Below are 17,124 nucleotides of genomic sequence, written 5' to 3'. Positions count from 1 at the left end.
TGGAGAAGGCGATGAACAGCGACGAGGTTGAGGCGGCGCTGCGCGTGCTCCGGGAGGTTCGCTCGCTGCCGGTTGACGATCCGGTTCGGCTGCGGCTGCAGCGTGCGACCGACGGACTGCTCAAGGACGCCCAGCGGCAGCGGCGCGCCGAGCGCCGCCGGCGCACTGCGGCCGGCGATCGGGAGGTTCTGGCTGCGACGGCCACCGGCGCGGGAGACCGGATCGAGGGCGCACCGGCCGTCGCAGCCGAGACACACGACGGCGGCCGGACTCGCCGGGAACGCCGGTGCTACACCTGCCGTGACCGCTTCCGCACCATCGATTCCTTCTACCATGCCCTCTGCCCCGCCTGCGCCGACCAGCACCGGCGGCACCGTCTCGCGGGCGCCGACCTGACGGGCCGCCGGGCGGTGGTGACCGGGGGGCGAGTCAAGATCGGCTACCAGGTGGCGTTGAGGTTGCTGCGCGACGGCGCAGCGGTCACGGTGGTGACCCGCTTCCCCGCCGACGCCACCCGGCGGTACGGGCAGGAGGCGGACGCCGCGAACTGGCTCGGGTCGCTGCGGGTCATCGGCGCCGATCTGCGGGATCCGCGTCAGGTGCTCGACCTCGCCGAGCGGCTGTCCGAGGGCGGACGCCCGCTCGACATTTTGATCAACAACGCGGCTCAGACCGTGCGCCGGCCGGCCTGGGCCTACCAGCCGCTCGTGGCCGCCGAACTGCGGGCAGCCGCCGAGGGAAACCCCATCGAGGCGGTGGCCGGCCATCGGCCCGGCGCCGGGCCGCCCGAGTGGAGCGCGGCTCTGCGGGCCGTACCCGAGGATGCCAGTTCGGAGCTCGCGGCCATCACGGACGCCACCGGGGCGCTGGTCGTGCCCGGCGCCGGCAACTCCTGGACGGCCAGGATCGGCCAGATCGACCCGGTGGAGTTGCTCGAGACGCAACTGGTCAACGTGGTGGCCCCGTTTCTGCTCGTCGACCGGCTCCGCCGGGCGCTGACCGCCGCCGGTCCCGGCCGCAGGTACGTGGTGAACGTGACCGGCCGCGAGGGCTGGTTCGGTGAGGACGGCCCGGGCCCCGAACGGCACCCGCACACCAGCGTCAGCAAGGCCGCGCTCAACATGTTGACTCGGGTCGGCGCCGCCGAACTGGCCCGCCACCAGGTCTACATGTGCGGTGTGGACACCGGTTGGATCACCGACGAGAACCCCGACACCATCAAGGCGCAGCGCGCGGCGTCCGGCTGGCAGCCCCCGCTGGACGTGATCGACGCCGCTGCCCGGATCTACCACCCGATCGTCAGCGGCGAGGCCGGAACGCCCCTGCACGGGGTGCTGCTCAAGAACTACACCGTCGTACCGTGGTAGGCCGGACATGGCGCCCGGTCGATCCTCCCGACTCCGCTCCTCCCGTCAGCCCCCAGATGCTGGCAACCCCGGATCCGGCCGGCTGACCTCGACGCAGCTCTCGGCAGATCGGTCGCGACCGGTCCAAGACCTCGGGGATCCCCGCTGCTGGCTCATGCCGGGCCTCGACGGTAGGGGCTACGCGGAGTTGCGCCACGTGCGGCCGTGCCGGCCGATGAGCCGGTCGGCGTCGGTCGGGCCCCAGGAGGCGGCCTCGTAGGTGGGGATCGGCGAGTTGTCCTTCGCCCAGTTCTCGATGATCGGGTCGACGATCCGCCAGCACTGCTGCACCTCGTCGCTGCGGATGAACAGCGACGCGTCACCGATCAGCGCGTCCAGGAGCAGACGCTCGTACGCCTCCGGGGACTCCTCGACGAACGTCTGGTCGTACGAGAATTCCATCGTCGCCGTGCGGACCCGGAAGGAGTGGCCCGGCACCTTGGCGCCAAACCGCAGCGAAATGCCTTCGTTCGGCTGGATCCGCAGGATCAGCGCGTCGGCCTCGAGGCCGGTGAGCTGGTCGGTCGGGATCGGCAGGTGCGGCGGCCGCTGGAACTGCAGGGCCACCTCGGTGAGCCGGGCCGGCAGGCGCTTGCCGGTGCGGACGTAGAACGGGACCCCGGCCCACCGCCAGTTGTCCACGTTGAGCCGCATCGCGGCGTAGGTCTCGGTCCGCGACAGCGGGTCGACGCCGGGCTCCTCCCGGTAGCCGGCCATCAGTTCCTTGCGGGTGCCGCCCCGGGTGTACTGCCCGCGGACCGCGGCCTCGGCGATGTCCCGGTCGGTGGGCAGGCGGATCGCCTGCAGCAGCTTGACCTTCTCGTTGCGCAGGCCCTCGGCCTCGAACGAGGCCGGCGGCTCCATCAGCGCCAGCGCGAGGACCTGGAGCACGTGGTTCTGCACGATGTCCCGCATGGCGCCGGCGTCCTCGTAGAAGCCGCCCCTGGTGCCGACGCCGAGGGTCTCCGCGACGGTGATCTGCACGTGGTCGACCCAGGAGCGATCCCAGATGGGCTGGAAGATCGAGTTCGCGAAGCGCAGCGCCAGCACGTTCTGGACGGTGTCCTTGCCCAGGTAGTGATCGATGCGAAAAACCTGGCTCTCGTCGAACGCGTCGTGCACGACACCGTCGAGCTCGCGGGCCGTGGCCAGGTCGCGGCCGTACGGCTTTTCGATCACCAGGCGGGAGAAGGAGCCCTCGCGGGCCCGGGTGAGCCCGACACCGGCCAGTTGGTTGATCACCGGCTCGAAGGCACCGGCCGGAGTCGACAGGTAGAAGAGCCGGTTGCCGGACGTGCCCCGCTGCGCGTCCAGCTCGTCGAGGGTCTCCACGAGCCGCTTGTAGGTCTCCGGGTCGTCGTAGCCACCGGCCACGTACCGCACCCCGCCGCGGAGCTGACGCTTGCTGGCGAGGGTGTGCGCGCCGAGGGCGCTCTCGGCGAACTGCTCGTCGGTCATCGGCGTGCGGGCGACACCGACCAGCGCGAACTGGTCCGGGAGCCGCTCGTGCCGAGCCAGGCTCTCCACCGCGGGCAGCAGCTTGCGCCGGGTCAGGTCCCCGGAGGCCCCGAAGATCACCAACGTGGCAGGCGGGGCACTTCGCTCCTGGATGAGCTGGGGCGCGTGGTCCATGGTCTGCGTTCCTCCGAACATCGGGGGTGTCGGTCGGCTCGGCTGCGCTGCCATGCCAGGAATATGGGCGGCTGTTGTAGGGCCACGCAAGGTGCCGTTACTGGTCTCTCCCTCGCGGCTCAATGGTCCCCCGGGTCGGACCTGTCGTCCTCGGTGCCGCTCGCGTTGCGTACGTGCCGGAAGACGCGTACGGGCGGACCAGTATCTCACCGCCGTCTCGCAGTCGACACCGGCTGGGACAGCCCGTTCCAACGGTCCCGTCGTTGATCCTGGGAAGCCCGGGTTGTTGACCAGCACGTCGCCACTTGTGTCCGTCCGGTGGTGAGCGCGACGGCGGAGGGTGTCAGCGCAGCGGACCCTCGCCGGGCCCGTCGGGGTCCTCGACCAGATGGACCGCCGCCTCCTCGGCACTGGCGCCACCCGCGTCGATCCCGGCGTCCCACGCCACCGACTCGGCCTCGTCGTCCTCGCCGAGACCCTCGTCGTAGGCGACCAATCGGCCGGCACGCGCCTCGGACTCGTACCCCCGGCGGGTCAACTCGTCCTCGTCGTCGCCACCCTCGGCGGCCGGGTCGACGTCCGGCTCCTCCTGCGCGAGATACTGCTCCAACGACTCGCCCGCCCGCTCCTCGGCGGGCGTGGTGCCGAACCGGTTCGCTCCCGACCAGTGGTCCGCGGCGACGATCCCGGTGTCGAGAGGGTCCCCGACACGATCGTCGTCGAGGGTGTCGGAGGCATCGAGCACCCCATCGTCCTCGGCCACGTTCCACTCGTCGAAGGCATCCGTCCGCTCCGTCTGACTCACCGCGGTCTCCTTCTCAGCCACGCCCCAACCAATCGGCAACAGCCTACGAGCGAACACGCGGCGGCGGCTCTCGGAGAACGGGTACATCAACGAACACGACCAGCTTTCCGAGTGGTGGTGCACACGAGGGGGCGGCTTTCGTCGTTACATCCGGGTCGTGCGACGTACCGTTGACGGCTGGCCAGGGCGGTTCGCATCCCGCACGGCCGGTCGACGCCGATCCGCGAGGTGAAGATGGTGAACACTCCGTGCCCGTGACGAGTGGCGCGCAGCTGGTTGCGCCGGCGCCGGTGGCCGCCGAACCGGTGACCCCGGCGGTGTTCCGATCCTCCCGCGCCCCGGTCCGTCGCACGCTGGTGGACATCCTCGACGACTCCGTGCGCGCACACCCCGACGCGGCGGCGATCGACGACGGGAGCACGGCGCTGATGTACCGCGACCTGGCCGGTGCGGTCGAGGCCGTACGCAGGTCGCTGGCCGGGCACGGCATCGGGGTCGGCGACCGGGTGGGCGTCCGGATCCCATCCGGTACGGCCGAGCTGTACGTGGCGATCCTCGGCGTTCTCGCGGCGGGCGCGGCCTACGTGCCGGTCGACGCGGACGACCCCGAGGAACGCGCCGAGCTCGTGTTCGCCGAGGCGGGAGTCGTCGCGATCCTCGGTGCCGGGATGGCGGTCTCGCTCCGCCGTGCCCCGGGCGGTCGCACCGGTCGGCCCGGTCCGGACGACGACGCATGGGTCATCTTCACCTCCGGTTCCACGGGCACCCCGAAGGGTGTGGCGGTCAGCCACGGCGCGGCCGCGGCCTTCGTGGACGCCGAGGCGCGGTTGTTTCTCGCCGACGAGGCCAGCGAGGCGATCGGCCCGCGGGACCGGGTGCTGGCCGGGCTTTCGGTGGCGTTCGACGCGTCCTGCGAGGAGATGTGGCTGGCGTGGCGGCACGGCGCGTGTCTGGTGCCGGCGGCGCGGTCACTCGTGCGCAGCGGCGTCGACCTCGGCCCCTGGTTGGCCGAGCAGCGCATCTCGGTGGTGTCGACGGTGCCGACCCTCGCGGCGCTGTGGCCGGTCGAGGCGCTGGAGGAGGTTCGGCTGCTGATCTTCGGTGGCGAGGCCTGCCCACCGGAGCTGGCGCAACGCCTGGCCGTCGAGGGTCGCGAGGTCTGGAACACGTACGGACCGACCGAGGCCACGGTGGTCGCCTGCGCGGCGCGGATGACCGGCGAGGGACCGGTACGCATCGGGCTGCCGCTGGCCGGCTGGGAACTCGCCGTGGTCGACGCCGCCGGAGAACCGGTCGCGATGGGTGAGACCGGCGAGCTGGTGATCGGCGGGGTGGGGCTCGCCCGCTACCTGGATGCGGGCAAGGACGCCGAGAAGTTCGCGCCGCTGCCCGCGCTCGGCTGGCGGCGGGCGTACCGCAGCGGTGACATCGTCCGGGCGGAGCCCGCGGGGCTGCTGTTCGTCGGCCGCGGCGACGAACAGGTCAAGCTCGGCGGCCGCCGGATCGAGCTCGGCGAGATCGACGCCGCGCTGCAGGCACTGCCCGACGTCGCCGGCGCGGCCGCGGCGGTGCGGCGCACCGCCGCGGGCAACCAACTGCTGGTGGGATACGTGGTGCCGCACGACGGCGCCGCGTTCGATGTCGCGGCGGCGACGCTGCGGATCCGCGAGCAGCTGCCGGCGGCGCTCGTGCCGCTGCTGGCCGTGGTGGACGCGCTGCCGACCCGGACGTCCGGCAAGGTGGATCGCGCGGCGCTGCCCTGGCCGCTGGCCACCGGGCCGGACACGACGACCGAGCTGACCGCGACGCAGGAGTGGCTCGCCGGCGGTTGGGCGCAGATCCTGGGCGTACGCCCGACCGGGCCGGACGCGGACTTCTTCAGCCACGGCGGCGGCAGCCTGACCGCGGCGCAGCTGGTGGCCTGGGTCCGGCGCCGGTATCCGCAGGTCTCGGTGGCCGACATCTACCGCAACCCGACGCTGTCGCGGCTCGCGGCCGTGCTCGACCGTCTCGACACCACGGCGACGCAGCGCCGGGAGGTCCGGCCGACGCCCCGGCGTGCCGGGCTGATCCAGGCCGCCATGATGGCGCCGATGCTGGCGCTGGTCGGGCTCCGCTGGCTGACCGCGCTGGCCGCCCTCGGCAAGGTGCTCGCCCTGCTCGTTCCGGCCCCGTGGGCGCCGCCGGTGTCCTGGTGGTGGGTGGCGCTGGGCTGGCTCCTGCTGTTCAGCTCGCCGGGCCGGATCGCGCTGGCCGCCGCGGGAGCCCGACTGCTGCTGCGCGGGGTACGCCCCGGCAGCTACCCGCGTGGTGGCGGCGTCCACCTGCGGCTGTGGGCCGCCGAACGCCTCGCCGAGCTGACCGGCGCCACCAGCGTCGCCGGGGCAGCCTGGATGATCACCTACGCCCGGGCTCTCGGTGCGCAGATCGGGGCCGACGTCGACCTGCACTCGGCGCCGCCGGTGACCGGTCTGTTGAAGCTCGGCCGCGGTGCGGCGATCGAGCCGGAGGTCGATCTGTCCGGCCACTGGGTCGACGGTGATGTCGTCCGCATCGGCCGGGTTCGGATCGGCGCCGACGCCCGGGTCGGGTCGCGCAGCACGCTGATGCCGGGCGCTCGGGTCGGCAAGGGCGCCCGCGTCGCCGCGGGCTCGACCGTGGCCGGCGCCGTACCGGCGAACCGACACTGGGCGGGCTCCCCGGCCGCAGCCGTAGCCGGTAAGGATTCGCACGGCTGGCCCGGGCAGCGTCCCCCACGCTCGCGCCTGGGCGCACGCCTCTGGCCGCTCGCGTACGGGATCACCGCCCAGTTTCTGGCGCTGGTTCCGGTCGTGGCGGCCCTGCCGGCGCTGGCCCTGCTCGGCTGGACACTCGCCGCCCGACCGGCGGTCGGCGCAGTGCTGATCGCCCGACCGGCGGTCGGCGCAGCGCTGATCGCCCGACCGATGGTCGGCGCGGTGCTGATCGCCCGACCGACGATCGGCGCGGTGCTGGCGGCCGTCGCGGCGGCGACCATCGCCTACGTCGTGGGCTATGCGCTGCTCGTGCTCGGGCTCGTCCGGGCGCTCAGCATCGGCCTGCACGCCGGATATCACCCGGTGCGGGGGCGGGTGGCGTGGCAGGCATGGACGACCGCGCGGCTGATGGGGATGGCCCGGGTCGGGCTGTTCCCGCTCTACGCCAGCCTGTTCACGCCGGTGTGGTTGCGGCTGCTGGGCGCCAAGGTAGGGCGCGGAGTGGAGGCGTCCACGGTGCTCGCGCTGCCGGCGATGACGACGGTCGCCGACGGGGCCTTCCTGGCCGACGACACGATGGTCGCGACCTATGAGCTGAGCGGCGGATGGCTGCGGGTGGCCCCGGCCCGCATCGGTAAGCAGGCCTTCCTCGGCAACTCGGGGATGGCCGCGCCCGGGCGGTCGGTGCCGAAGCGTGGCCTTGTCGGTGTGTTGTCGTCGGCGCCGTCCAAGGCGAAGAAGGGCTCGTCGTGGCTCGGCGCACCGCCGATGCCGCTGCGCCGTACCGTGCAGGCGGCCGACACCGGCCGCACCTTCGACCCGCCGGTCCGGCTGAAGCTCGCCCGGGCTGCGATCGAGCTGTGCCGGATCGTACCGATGATGTGCGCCGGCGCCCTGGGGATCGGCGTCCTGGCCGTGCTCGCGCTCGCCTGGCACGCGGTGGGCTGGTGGGCGGCCGCGCTCGCCGCCGGCCCGGTCCTGCTGGGCGCGGCGATCGTCGCCGCCGCCATCGCGACGGCCGCGAAGTGGCTGCTGGTCGGGCGCTTCCGGGTGGCCGAGCGGGCGCTGTGGACCTCGTTCGTGTGGCGCAACGAGCTCGCCGACACGTTCGTGGAGGTCCTTGCCGCGCCGTGGGTGGTTCGCTTCGCGACCGGCACGCCGTTGCTCGCCGCGTGGCTGCGCTCGCTCGGCGCCAGGATCGGCCGGGGCGTCTGGTTGGAGACCTACTGGTTGCCCGAGTACGACCTGGTGCGGCTGGGCGACGGCGCGACGGTGAACCGCGGCTGTGTGGTGCAGACACACCTCTTCCATGATCGGGTGATGAGCATGGCCGAGGTGACGCTGGGCGCGGGCGCCGCGCTGGGCCCGCACGGCATCGTCCTGCCGGGGGCGAGCATCGGCGCGCGGACCACCGTCGGGCCCGGTTCGCTGGTGACCCGGGGCGATGCCGTGCCGTCCGACAGCCGGTGGTGGGGAAATCCGATCGCCGCCTGGCCGGCGCCCGCGGACCGGTCGGCATGAATCCGAAGGCGTCGGTGTCGAGCGGCGCAACGCCCGGCGCCGCTCGCTCCGGCGACTCCTACCTGCCGGAGCATGGCAACGGCGGCTACCGGGTGCTGCACTACGACCTCGACCTGCACTACCGGGTCGAGTCCAACCGCCTGGGTGGCCGGGCGGACCTCACCGGGGTGGCCGTGCAGTCGTTGTCGCGGTTCACGCTCGATTTCGGTCGGCTCCGCGTCCAGAGCGTCCGGGTGAACGGTCGCGCCGCGAAGTACCTGCACCGCCCGGACAAGCTTCAGATCAAACCGGAGCGGCCGATCGGCGCGGGGGACATCTTCCGGGTGGAGATCCGGTACGCGGGAAAGCCGGTGCCCATCTCCGGCCGGTGGGGTGAGCTCGGCTGGGAGGAGCTGACCGACGGGGCGCTCGTGGCCAGCCAGCCGAATGGGTCGCCGTCCTGGTTTCCGTGCGATGACCAGCCCAGCGCCAAGGCCACCTTCCGGGTGGCGGTCACGGCCCCCTCCCCGTACGCCGTCCTGGTGACCGGTGATCCGGTGCTCCAGCACCGGGGCGCGAGCACCACCACCTGGGTGTACGAGCGCCGCGAACCCACCTCGCCATACCTGATGAGCGTCCAGATCGGACGTTACGAGTTGCTGGATCTCGCTGTGGGTGACGTGGCGCAGCGAGCCGCGATCCCACCCGCGTTGCGCAGGAACGTAGCCCACGACTTCGGCCGGCACGGCGAGATCATGACGGCGCTACAGCGGCTCTTCGGGCCCTACCCGTTCCGCGAGTACGTGGTCGTGGTCGCCGACGACGACCTCGAGGATCCCGTCGAAGCGCAGGGCATGGCCATCTTCGGACGCAACCATGTGGACGGGCGACGCACGCACGAGCGGCTCGTCGTCCACGAGCTGGCCCACCAGTGGTTCGGCAACAGCCTCACGGTGTCGGACTGGCGCCACATCTGGCTCAACGAAGGCTTCGCCACCTATGCCGAGTGGCTGTGGTCCGGCGTCGGCGGCGACCTGCCCACCGACGCCCTGGCCGCACGGTGGTACGCATGGGTCGCGGCTCGGCCGGGCCGGTTCGTCCTCGCCGACCCTGGCGTCGACCGGATGTTCGACCCGCTGGTCTACAAGCGCGGCGCGCTCGCGGTGCACGCTCTGCGCAAGAGGGTCGGCGACGAGACGTTCTTCGCCCTCCTGCGGGCATGGGTCGCCGAGCACCGCCACGCGACCGTGACGACCGAGCAGTTCCGGCTGCACGCCCAGCGCTTCGCCGGCGAGCCCCTGGATGATCTGTTCGGCGCCTGGCTGGACAGCCCGACTCTGCCCCCACCACCGCTCTGACCCGGGCGACAAGGCAAGGTTCGGGTCGTCGGGGACCGGGTGGCCGGGATTGTTCTGGACGGGTTGGCGCTGGCCACCCTCAGGATGCGCCGCACGACGGACGTCGCGATCCAGCTGAGCCGGGCCGGCATGGTGCAGGCCCCGGTGTCGAACCGGGCGTACCGCCGGTATGAGGGGCGGTTGAGCAGCCAACGCTCGCCTGCGGTGCGCTCCACAGCGGGTGGCACGTCGGGTGAGGCCGTAGCCGGATTCGAACCGGCGTACACCGCTTTGCAGGCGGTTCCCTGACCACTCGGGCATACGACCGTGCCGTGCCCCCGGCTGGGATCGAACCAGCGGCCCCGGCGCTCGAACGCCGTGCTCTGTCCGCTGAGCTACGAGGGCAGGAGTGCGCGTCCCTGGTGCCGACCCAGGTCTGCCACGAAGGCGACGGTTTTACGGACCGCTGGACGTGCCGCCGTCCACGACGCGCGTGCAGGTGACTGGCCGGGTTCGAACCGGCGACCTCCGGGGCCACGACCCGGCGCTCTGACCAGCTGAGCTACAGCCACAGTGCCCGCGCCAGGTTTCGAACCTGGGGCCTCCCCGGTGTGAGCGGGGTGCTCTCCCGCTGAGCTACACGGGCGGGATGGGCGCAGGAGGGGGCGTCCCCGCCGGGACGTGGTCCTCCTGGTGATCGCTCCGGCGGAAGGACTCGAACCTTCACCTGTACGCATTAACAATGCGCTGCCCTGCCGGTTGGGCGACGCCGGATCGCGTGGCGCGGACGGGGTTCGAACCCGCAGTTTCCCGGGTGAAAACCGGGCGACTCTTCCACTTCGTCCACCGCGCCAGGTGTCCTGGGCTGGGGTCGAACCAGCGGCCTCCGCCGTGTCGGGGCGGCGCTCTTCCTGTTGAGCTACCGGGACGGGAGCAGGGGCGGGATTCGAACCCGCGATTTCCGGCTTATGAGACCGGCGAGGACGACCGAACTCCTCCACCCTGCGCGTACGCCGCCGGGGACTCGAACCCCGAACCCACTGATTAAGAGTCAGCTGCTCTACCGGTTGAGCTTGCGGCGCGTGGCGGAGACGGGGCGAGTCGAACGCCCACGAGGCGGTCAAGCCTCCAACCGCTTTCGAGGCGGCGGCCGGCGCCCATCGGCTGGCATCTCCACGGTCGGATCGGCCGGATTCGAACCGGCGGCCTCTCGCTCCCGAAGCGAGCGCGCTGACCAAGCTGCGCCACGACCCGTTGCGTCGGAATGGCCGGATTCGAACCGGCGTCCCCCGGTCCCCCAGACCGGTGCGCTACCTGGCTGCGCCACATTCCGAGGTACGAGAACCCGCCGCCGTCAACCGGACTCGGCCAGCTCTCCAGGCGCCCCGTACCGGGATCGAACCGGTGGCCTCCCGCTGGACAGGCGGGCGCTCTCCCATTGAGCTAACAGGGCTTGACCGGGGCGATGACCGCCCCGGTGGGTGGACCCGGCCGGAGTCGAACCGGCTGCCTCCGCTGTGCGAGAGCGGCGCTCTACCAGGTGAGCTACGAGCCCGAGGCTGCTGCGGTGCGTACCCGGAGCGCGATTCGAACGCGCACTGTCGCCGTCCTGAGCGGCGCGCCTCCTGCCAGTTGGGCTACCCGGGTGTGGAGCCGGCGGGGGGACTCGAACCCCCTGCCTGCCGATTACAAGTCGGCTGCACGGCCTGTCGTGCTGCGCCGGCGCGTGCCCTCGGCGCGAGTCGAACGCGCACTGGCGACGTCCTCAACGTCGTGCCTCTGCCATTGGGCTACGAGGGCGATGGAGCTGGGAGCGGAGGATTCGAACCTCCACGGACCGGGTCAGAGCCGGTCATGCTGCCGGTTACATCAGCTCCCATCGCGGCCGGCGGGGTGATGGCCCGCCGGCCGGCCTCAGCGCAGGGACAGCGCGGCCCAGGTGGGGACCGCCGGTGCGGTCCGCAGGGGCATGCGCGCCTCGGACGGGGTCCGGTCACCCTTGCGCTGATTGCAGCCGCCACAGGCGGCCACGGTGTTGAGCCAGGTGTTGGCGCCGCCGCGCGAGCGCGGCAGCACGTGGTCGACGGTGGACGCGGCGCGGCCGCAGTAGCCGCAGCGGCGGGCGTCCCGGGCCAGCACGCCGGCGCGGGACCAGGCCGGGCCGCGGCTGTGCCGCCAGCGGGTCACCACGTAGGAGGTGAGCCGTACGACGGTGGGCATCGGCCAGACACCGATGAGCCGGTCCGGCGTGGCCTCGTGGACCTCGGCGACCCGGCGGACCAGCATGCGCACGGCGTGGCGCAGGCTGACCCGGTGCAGCGGGCCGAGGTCGGCATTGAGTACGAGCACGTCCACCGAGGTCTCCTTCCTGGGTCGTGATCGGTGTGGGTGTGGAGTGGCTACCGGGACTTGAACCCGGGACCTTCGCCTTGGCAAGGCGACGCTCTGCCTGCTGAGCTACAACCACATGCTGGTGGTGCTGTCGCCCGTCCGGGGGTTGAACCCGGTCTTCCGGATTGAGAGTCCGGTGGTCTACCTGCCTCAGCCTCACGGGCGGTATGCGTCGCTGCTTCGGCGTCCCCGGAGAGATTCGAACTCCCGGCCCCCGGATCCGTAATCCGGTGCTCTATCCGCTGAGCTACGAGGACATTCGATCCGTGCGGGTTGCCGTCTCCCCCGCTCCGGATCGCCTGGCCGCCGGCGGTTCTGCCGGCGGCCAGGCCATGTCGTCCGACGCGACGCACGAGGTGTACGCGGCGTCGGTGATGTGCCATCCGCTGTGGAGTTTTCAAAAACCGATGCCGCCGGCGGGGCCGGGGCGTGGCGCACGGGCAGCAGGATTCGAACCCGCGTCTTCCAGCTTTGGAGGCTGGCGCTCTGCCGGTTGAGCTACACCCGTAGGTGGAGAAGGAATGTGGTTGCCGTGGGTCCGGCAACGAAAACGCCGCCCGGTCCCGGATCTGGGAGGGCGGCGCGAGGATCGCTAGCGGATGCTAGCTGCGCCACCGTCTCAGCTCGTCGCTGGCCTTGTTATCGGCCAGCACGCCGGGTCGCCCGTAACAGGTCATGGCGACCTCGCCGCGCGGCATGAGCCGCTGCGATGCGATCGAGGTATGCCACAACATGTCGGTCTCCCGGTTCCTGGTCGGTCGTCTCGGTGCTGATCTCTACGGTAGGGCAGCCCGTCGACGCGAGCAATCAATTATGAAGAACGGGACGGGGCCGTCACGCCGAGCGGTCACCCTTCCGGCAGGCTCTCCGCCAGTTCCGTCGGCGCCCGCATCCGCCACGCGTCGGTGACCAGTTCGGCCAGCCGCTCGACCGACACCTCGGCGAGCCGCACCATCACCAGCGGAAGCCCGTCGTACCCGGCCGTCGTGAAGAAGAGCTCGGGCTCGCCGAGCAGCAGCGCCTGCTTCTCTCCCTCGTCACCGACGTAGACAACTGCGACATCGGTACGGATCACCCGTGGCTTCCCCGGCAACCGTTCCGGATAAGACCAGACGAAACCCTTGTTGTCCACGCGGAAGTCGAAGCCGTCGCTGTCGATCTCCACCACGTGGGGCAGCGCGAGCGCCAGCCGGCGTACGTCCTCGGCATCGGCCATGCGCAGAGGCTACAACCATGCCGGATCCGGCCTACCGGCCTCGGCCAGCGTTAAACCCGGGGGCGCCGCGGCATCACCTGCCGACCTGCCGGGGCCCTGAGGGTGGGTCGGTGACCCCGTGCTCGGGCAGGCCAGACTTGCCGCTCGGAAACGCAAACGGTGCGCGCCGAAGTGGATCATAGCGCGCACCGTGGGGCAATGATTTGTGTCCGAGGGGCGATCGATACCGCTGCCCCACTGTCGGGACCCGTGGACCACGACGTGCTGATCAGCTATAGCTCGTAGCTGCTCGGCTCTACCGGTCTTTGCCCCTCAGCCGGCACGTCCCTGGCCAATCCAAGAGGAACACCTCCGGCGGGGACGCAAATCGAACTTGCGACACATGGTTGTCGACCAGTGCCCGCTCGGACTTGTCGTTGATCGTCAAGAACCAGGGTTGACATGCCCGAACGTGGCCAGCCGCTGTTCACCAATTGTCGCCAGTGGTCAATACTTGGCGGGAGTTTTCGGGGGGTAAAAGGGGGGAGCGGTCGGCATGTAGTCGGGCACCAGTCGCGGCCCAGGACCTCGTCGACCCGATTCGACCAGGCGGAACTCCGCCAACAGAATAGTGCTGTGGTCCGAGACGGGAAGATCACTGTGGCACGCGCCCGGGGAAGGACTTTGGTCCGAGCGACGCTGCTGAGCCGCACCTAGAAGAGGCGAGGATCGGTCTCAATGACCGGGCGTCCAACTCTCCGCGGAGGCGGAAGGATACCGACGATCTCCAAGTCCGTCATCGTGATGAGGGGACCGCCGAGCACCGCTTCCAAAAGTTCCGCCAGTCGCGGTTCGAGGGCAACGCATCCCCGCAACACTGCCAGCAGGTTGCGGAGGTCGTTCGTTGAGTCCCACCGGGTGGTAACAATGTCGTTCAGCGGCGAGGATCTCCGGACGCGTGGCTTCTTGGAGCGGTACTCGAACCACTTTTTCACCACTTGGGTGCCGCACACATCGTAGTGCCAGACGGCCATCTGGACAGGGCCAAGGGCACCATCACCGACATGCAGGGTCAACGTCTCCTCGTCGTATGTGATGCGTTCGGGCATCCGTTCCGGCGTCCCTGGTATGGGCACAAGGACATCGGGTCTAAGTTCCAATGGTGGTCCCTGCGGTCGACCTGCTGAGGCGTTCACGTATCGCTCTCCGTAGGTGTGCAGCCAGACCAACCGCTCCCCCAGCTCCACCGCTTGGCGCCACTTCGTGAGATCCGCGGTTAGCGGAACTCGTAGCCCAGGGGTACGCAGCTCAGCACGGAACCGCCTGGCGTAGCCGGGGTGGGCTGTCAGTGCGGCAATGTAGGCGAACATGTCATCGCTGGTGATCGGGATTCCGAGACTGCGAGTGAGCTGTTTAAGCAGGCCTGGGGCGATGTTGGGCAGCTTACCTACGGCATCCCGGTAGGCGGGGATGGCTTTGCCACCGTGGTGCCCCATGTAATGGTGGGCGTCCGGCACCTCAGCGGCGAAAACGATAGCTGGTCCGGAGCTGATCGACTCGGCGAACAAGGTGGTCGCGTAGATCTGGTGCTCTCCGTGTGTCGCCCATAGATCAGGGCGAGCGCGGTCCACAACTCGCCGGTCAGCGATGACGTACTGGCGGTCAAAGCTGCGAAAGGCCACCCTCCGAACAGGCCCTTCCTGGTCCAGAACACCAGCGAGGGACGAAGCCTGGCCAGTAGCGTCGAAGTTCGGAGCCAGCGCGAGGCCAACCTTTCTATCACCGGTTTCCTTCATAAGCGCTGCCCGGTCCTGGGGGGCAGCCATCGCGAGGCGCCGCCATCGCTCTCTCAGTGTGGCGGCGTCCGGCGCATAGACCCACGTGCGGTTGGGTGTGATGCCGGGCGACTGCCACGGCATCAGGTCGGCCAACGGGACGCAATCGTTCCACTTCGCGACCGACGCCGGTCGAAAAGGCGCCGGCCATGTGGTTGGGCAGTCCAGCCACCTACCGCTTGCAGGAGAAAGCAGGCGGAGCTGGTCGAACTTGGCTTCCCTAGCTCCTGAAATCTCTATATACCTGACTTGGGCCGGCGCGTCAGCATCTGCTGTACCGTGGCGGCCGAACACGCCGATGCACAGCGGCTGCTGAACCTCAGGAAAGACGCGGGTTGAAACATCGGGCTGGTGCCCCTCCGGCGAGAGGTCAATGATCCATCCCCAGTCCGCCTGCCGTCGCAGGTACTCGCGCATGCCGGCGAAGCCTGGCCCCGTGGTGAAGGCGGACGTGCAGACAAACGCGACGATTCCCTCGGGGTGCTCGGGGTGGGCCTCGAAGACCTTCCAGGTTGCCCACCGCCAGAAGTAGATGTTCAAGTTGTGCAGTTTGAACTCAAGCCGGCCAGTTTCTGAACCGCGGAAGCTGTCGAGCAGGCTGGACCTGCCTTTGTGACCAGCTAGAACCAGGCCGCCCTGCGTCTTGGCGCGCTCCAGGTAAGGCGGGTTGCCCAGCACGACCATCACCCGCTCGTCCATCTTGACCTTGATCGCCTGCGCTCGGGAGTCGGCGATGGGTCGGTAGACGTACGGGCTGGCGAGCGTTTCGACGTTCGGGTCGTCCAACGTGTCGGTTACGTAGAAGCGGACCTTCTCGTCCGCCACCTCCAGTCCGCGTGCCGCGAGGTCTTGGTGTAGCCGTAGCTCCGCCACCGCGAAAGGCGCGATCTGGCGCTCGAAGCCGACCAGCCGACCGAGTAGGGACCGGAGCTCGGCCTGCTGGTCCCCACCGTCTGCGGTAACCGCGTTCGCCACACGCGCGATGACGCTGAGCAAGAAGGTGCCTGTCCCCATAGCTGGATCCACCACCACGACGTCGCGCTCGGCGAGGCCAAGCCTCCGCTGCAGCTTTTCCCGCAGGAGCCCATCGACGAATCGGACAATGAAGTCAGCGACGGCTTGTGGGGTGAAGTACGAGCCGCTGCCTCGCCGAACGGCTGGGTCGTATAGCTCAAGGAATCGCTCGTAGAGGTGGTCGGCTGTGTCGGTCCTCCAATCCGTCCAATCGCTGACCGCGACGATGCGACGCAGCGTCTGTAGCGCGACGCTGCGCTGCTCGATGCTGGGACCACCGTGGTCCTCGGTGAGGATGGCAAGCGCCCGACCGACGAGGAGGTGCTTCTTGGTGAGCTCCCGGCCGATCGTGGGAAGTTCCTTGCCGTCGAAGACGATCCCGGACCGGCGAGCCAACAGCAGACCGAATGTGACGGTCTGGGCGTAGGCGTCGGCGAATAACTCCTCGCTGAGGTGCGGAAACAGCCAAGTACGCCAGTCCGCTAGATGATCGCTGAATAGCCTGACTTTCGCGCCAAGCCGCTCCTGACGAAGGGTCCCCAACACCTCGTCGCGCAGCAGTCGGCACAGCCGCGCCGCGTCTCGGACGAGATACTCAAGCCGACGGTGCGAACGCGGGCGCCACGACAAGAAGGCATGAAGCACTGACGCCAAGCCGGTATCCAGAGGCCGGAGACGTTCGCCAGCCTGGCGCAGGTCGCCGTCGAGACGCGCAACGGCTCCATGTAGCTCGCCCCAGCGGTAAACCGCGAAGGATTGACCGTCGGTGAACAGAACGTTCGGTAGTAACTGAAGCTGACTCCATTGCTTGCGCTCGCGCGCCGTGGGGCGCCAGTCCGGTCCGGGGACGCCGCGTCCGGGAGCCTTGAGCTCCACATAGCCGACCGGGCCGCCGTCCACGTCGATCAAGTAGTCGGGACGGATGGCAAGTTCTGGGAGCCGCACCTCGCCGTGGGCCCGAACCGGGCAGCCGATCTCACGTCCGACGGCCCGCAGCAGTTCCACGCAGGGTCCCCGCAGAGTGTCCTCGGGGGCGGCCAATCCCAGCTGGAGCACCGGAGTGACTGCGGCACCAAATCGAGAGACCGCTGCCTTGAGCGCCGTGTGGTATGCCTCGGAGGAACCGCGAGGGGCAGGTATCTGGCCAATGTCCCGGGGAGTCGCTCGTCTGGCCATACGCCCTCATTTGCACTATGTCGATCGCGCACATGCCACCCGTCACCACCCAGCACGGCTACGCATAGTCGCCAATCGAGCCCACAGCGTTTCTCTCA

The 17,124-nt window shown here is 70.0% G+C and carries 8 protein-coding genes and 22 tRNA genes; 3 read left to right on the top strand and 27 right to left on the bottom strand.

Annotated features, from left to right (window positions below):
• Positions 1 to 11 precede the first annotated feature (11 nt).
• A complete protein-coding gene (locus ACFFHU_RS09365; protein WP_377337348.1) occupies positions 12 to 1,367 on the top strand; it encodes an SDR family NAD(P)-dependent oxidoreductase in 1,356 nt (451 codons plus the stop codon).
• 177 nt (positions 1,368 to 1,544) lie between these two features.
• On the opposite strand, the gene zwf is transcribed toward ACFFHU_RS09365, so the two are convergent.
• Positions 1,545 to 3,038, bottom strand: a complete 1,494-nt coding sequence (gene zwf / locus ACFFHU_RS09360) for a glucose-6-phosphate dehydrogenase (RefSeq protein ID WP_377337347.1) — start codon at positions 3,036 to 3,038, stop codon at positions 1,545 to 1,547.
• 343 nt (positions 3,039 to 3,381) lie between these two features.
• Positions 3,382 to 3,843, bottom strand: coding sequence for a DUF5709 domain-containing protein (locus tag ACFFHU_RS09355; RefSeq protein WP_377337346.1), 462 nt, complete (start codon positions 3,841 to 3,843; stop codon positions 3,382 to 3,384).
• A gap of 248 nt (positions 3,844 to 4,091) precedes the next feature.
• On the opposite strand from ACFFHU_RS09355, the gene ACFFHU_RS09350 reads away from it, so the two are divergent.
• Positions 4,092 to 8,099 (top strand): Pls/PosA family non-ribosomal peptide synthetase, encoded by a 4,008-nt coding sequence (locus tag ACFFHU_RS09350; RefSeq protein ID WP_377337345.1) that lies wholly within the window; start codon positions 4,092 to 4,094, stop codon positions 8,097 to 8,099.
• The gene (locus tag ACFFHU_RS09345) at positions 8,096 to 9,436 is read left to right on the top strand and encodes a M1 family metallopeptidase (RefSeq protein ID WP_377337343.1); all 1,341 of its coding nucleotides are present in this window, start codon (positions 8,096 to 8,098) and stop codon (positions 9,434 to 9,436) included. The genes ACFFHU_RS09350 and ACFFHU_RS09345 overlap by 4 nt, the downstream gene beginning before the upstream one ends.
• 235 nt (positions 9,437 to 9,671) lie before the next feature.
• Here the strand turns inward: ACFFHU_RS09345 and ACFFHU_RS09340 are convergent.
• The 25 genes from ACFFHU_RS09340 to ACFFHU_RS09220 form a co-directional block, all read right to left on the bottom strand.
• Positions 9,672 to 9,742: transfer RNA gene (locus tag ACFFHU_RS09340), tRNA-Cys, on the bottom strand.
• Between the two features lie 6 nt (positions 9,743 to 9,748).
• Positions 9,749 to 9,820, bottom strand: a tRNA-OTHER gene (locus tag ACFFHU_RS09335).
• Positions 9,821 to 9,913: 93 nt separating this feature from the next.
• Positions 9,914 to 9,987 (bottom strand) — tRNA-His (locus ACFFHU_RS09330).
• A 2-nt stretch (positions 9,988 to 9,989) separates the two neighbouring features.
• A tRNA-Val gene (locus tag ACFFHU_RS09325) sits at positions 9,990 to 10,061 on the bottom strand.
• 54 nt (positions 10,062 to 10,115) lie between these two features.
• Positions 10,116 to 10,189 (bottom strand) — tRNA-Asn (locus ACFFHU_RS09320).
• Positions 10,190 to 10,194: 5 nt separating this feature from the next.
• Positions 10,195 to 10,268 (bottom strand) — tRNA-Glu (locus ACFFHU_RS09315).
• Between the two features lie 3 nt (positions 10,269 to 10,271).
• Positions 10,272 to 10,344: transfer RNA gene (locus ACFFHU_RS09310), tRNA-Val, on the bottom strand.
• A 2-nt stretch (positions 10,345 to 10,346) separates the two neighbouring features.
• Positions 10,347 to 10,422 (bottom strand) — tRNA-Met (locus tag ACFFHU_RS09305).
• Between the two features lie 2 nt (positions 10,423 to 10,424).
• Positions 10,425 to 10,497, bottom strand: a tRNA-Lys gene (locus tag ACFFHU_RS09300).
• A 1-nt stretch (position 10,498) separates the two neighbouring features.
• Positions 10,499 to 10,590: transfer RNA gene (locus ACFFHU_RS09295), tRNA-Ser, on the bottom strand.
• 4 nt (positions 10,591 to 10,594) lie between these two features.
• A tRNA-Pro gene (locus ACFFHU_RS09290) sits at positions 10,595 to 10,669 on the bottom strand.
• Between the two features lie 5 nt (positions 10,670 to 10,674).
• Positions 10,675 to 10,748: transfer RNA gene (locus ACFFHU_RS09285), tRNA-Pro, on the bottom strand.
• A 48-nt stretch (positions 10,749 to 10,796) separates the two neighbouring features.
• Positions 10,797 to 10,868, bottom strand: a tRNA-Asp gene (locus ACFFHU_RS09280).
• 29 nt (positions 10,869 to 10,897) lie between these two features.
• Positions 10,898 to 10,970: transfer RNA gene (locus tag ACFFHU_RS09275), tRNA-Ala, on the bottom strand.
• Positions 10,971 to 10,987: 17 nt separating this feature from the next.
• Positions 10,988 to 11,062: transfer RNA gene (locus tag ACFFHU_RS09270), tRNA-Leu, on the bottom strand.
• 1 nt (position 11,063) lies between these two features.
• A tRNA-Thr gene (locus ACFFHU_RS09265) sits at positions 11,064 to 11,139 on the bottom strand.
• 3 nt (positions 11,140 to 11,142) lie between these two features.
• Positions 11,143 to 11,215: transfer RNA gene (locus ACFFHU_RS09260), tRNA-Leu, on the bottom strand.
• Positions 11,216 to 11,222: 7 nt separating this feature from the next.
• Positions 11,223 to 11,294: transfer RNA gene (locus ACFFHU_RS09255), tRNA-Gln, on the bottom strand.
• A 35-nt stretch (positions 11,295 to 11,329) separates the two neighbouring features.
• The gene (locus tag ACFFHU_RS09250; protein ID WP_377337342.1) at positions 11,330 to 11,770 is read right to left on the bottom strand and encodes an HNH endonuclease; all 441 of its coding nucleotides are present in this window, start codon (positions 11,768 to 11,770) and stop codon (positions 11,330 to 11,332) included.
• Between the two features lie 36 nt (positions 11,771 to 11,806).
• Positions 11,807 to 11,882, bottom strand: a tRNA-Gly gene (locus ACFFHU_RS09245).
• 15 nt (positions 11,883 to 11,897) lie between these two features.
• Positions 11,898 to 11,971: transfer RNA gene (locus ACFFHU_RS09240), tRNA-Glu, on the bottom strand.
• 19 nt (positions 11,972 to 11,990) lie between these two features.
• Positions 11,991 to 12,063 (bottom strand) — tRNA-Arg (locus ACFFHU_RS09235).
• Between the two features lie 178 nt (positions 12,064 to 12,241).
• Positions 12,242 to 12,314 (bottom strand) — tRNA-Trp (locus ACFFHU_RS09230).
• A gap of 339 nt (positions 12,315 to 12,653) precedes the next feature.
• Entirely contained in the window at positions 12,654 to 13,022 is a 369-nt protein-coding gene (locus tag ACFFHU_RS09225) for an MmcQ/YjbR family DNA-binding protein (protein WP_377337341.1), read from the bottom strand.
• 692 nt (positions 13,023 to 13,714) lie between these two features.
• On the bottom strand, positions 13,715 to 16,855 hold the full coding sequence (locus ACFFHU_RS09220) for a type ISP restriction/modification enzyme (protein ID WP_377337340.1): 3,141 nt from the start codon (positions 16,853 to 16,855) through the stop codon (positions 13,715 to 13,717).
• Positions 16,856 to 17,124 lie beyond the last annotated feature (269 nt).

The organism is Plantactinospora siamensis (genome assembly GCF_042434095.1).
Taxonomy (GTDB): domain Bacteria; phylum Actinomycetota; class Actinomycetes; order Mycobacteriales; family Micromonosporaceae; genus KBS50.
This window is presented reverse-complemented; position numbering and strand designations above follow the sequence as displayed.

Excerpts from the sequence above, each read along its gene's own strand:
- ACFFHU_RS09365 (WP_377337348.1), top strand. The coding sequence starts at position 12 with ATGAACAGCGACGAGGTTGAGGCGGCGCTGCGCGTGCTCCGGGAGGTT.
- zwf (WP_377337347.1), bottom strand. The coding sequence starts at position 3,038 with ATGGACCACGCGCCCCAGCTCATCCAGGAGCGAAGTGCCCCGCCTGCC.
- ACFFHU_RS09345 (WP_377337343.1), top strand. The coding sequence starts at position 8,096 with ATGAATCCGAAGGCGTCGGTGTCGAGCGGCGCAACGCCCGGCGCCGCT.
- ACFFHU_RS09225 (WP_377337341.1), bottom strand. The coding sequence starts at position 13,022 with ATGGCCGATGCCGAGGACGTACGCCGGCTGGCGCTCGCGCTGCCCCAC.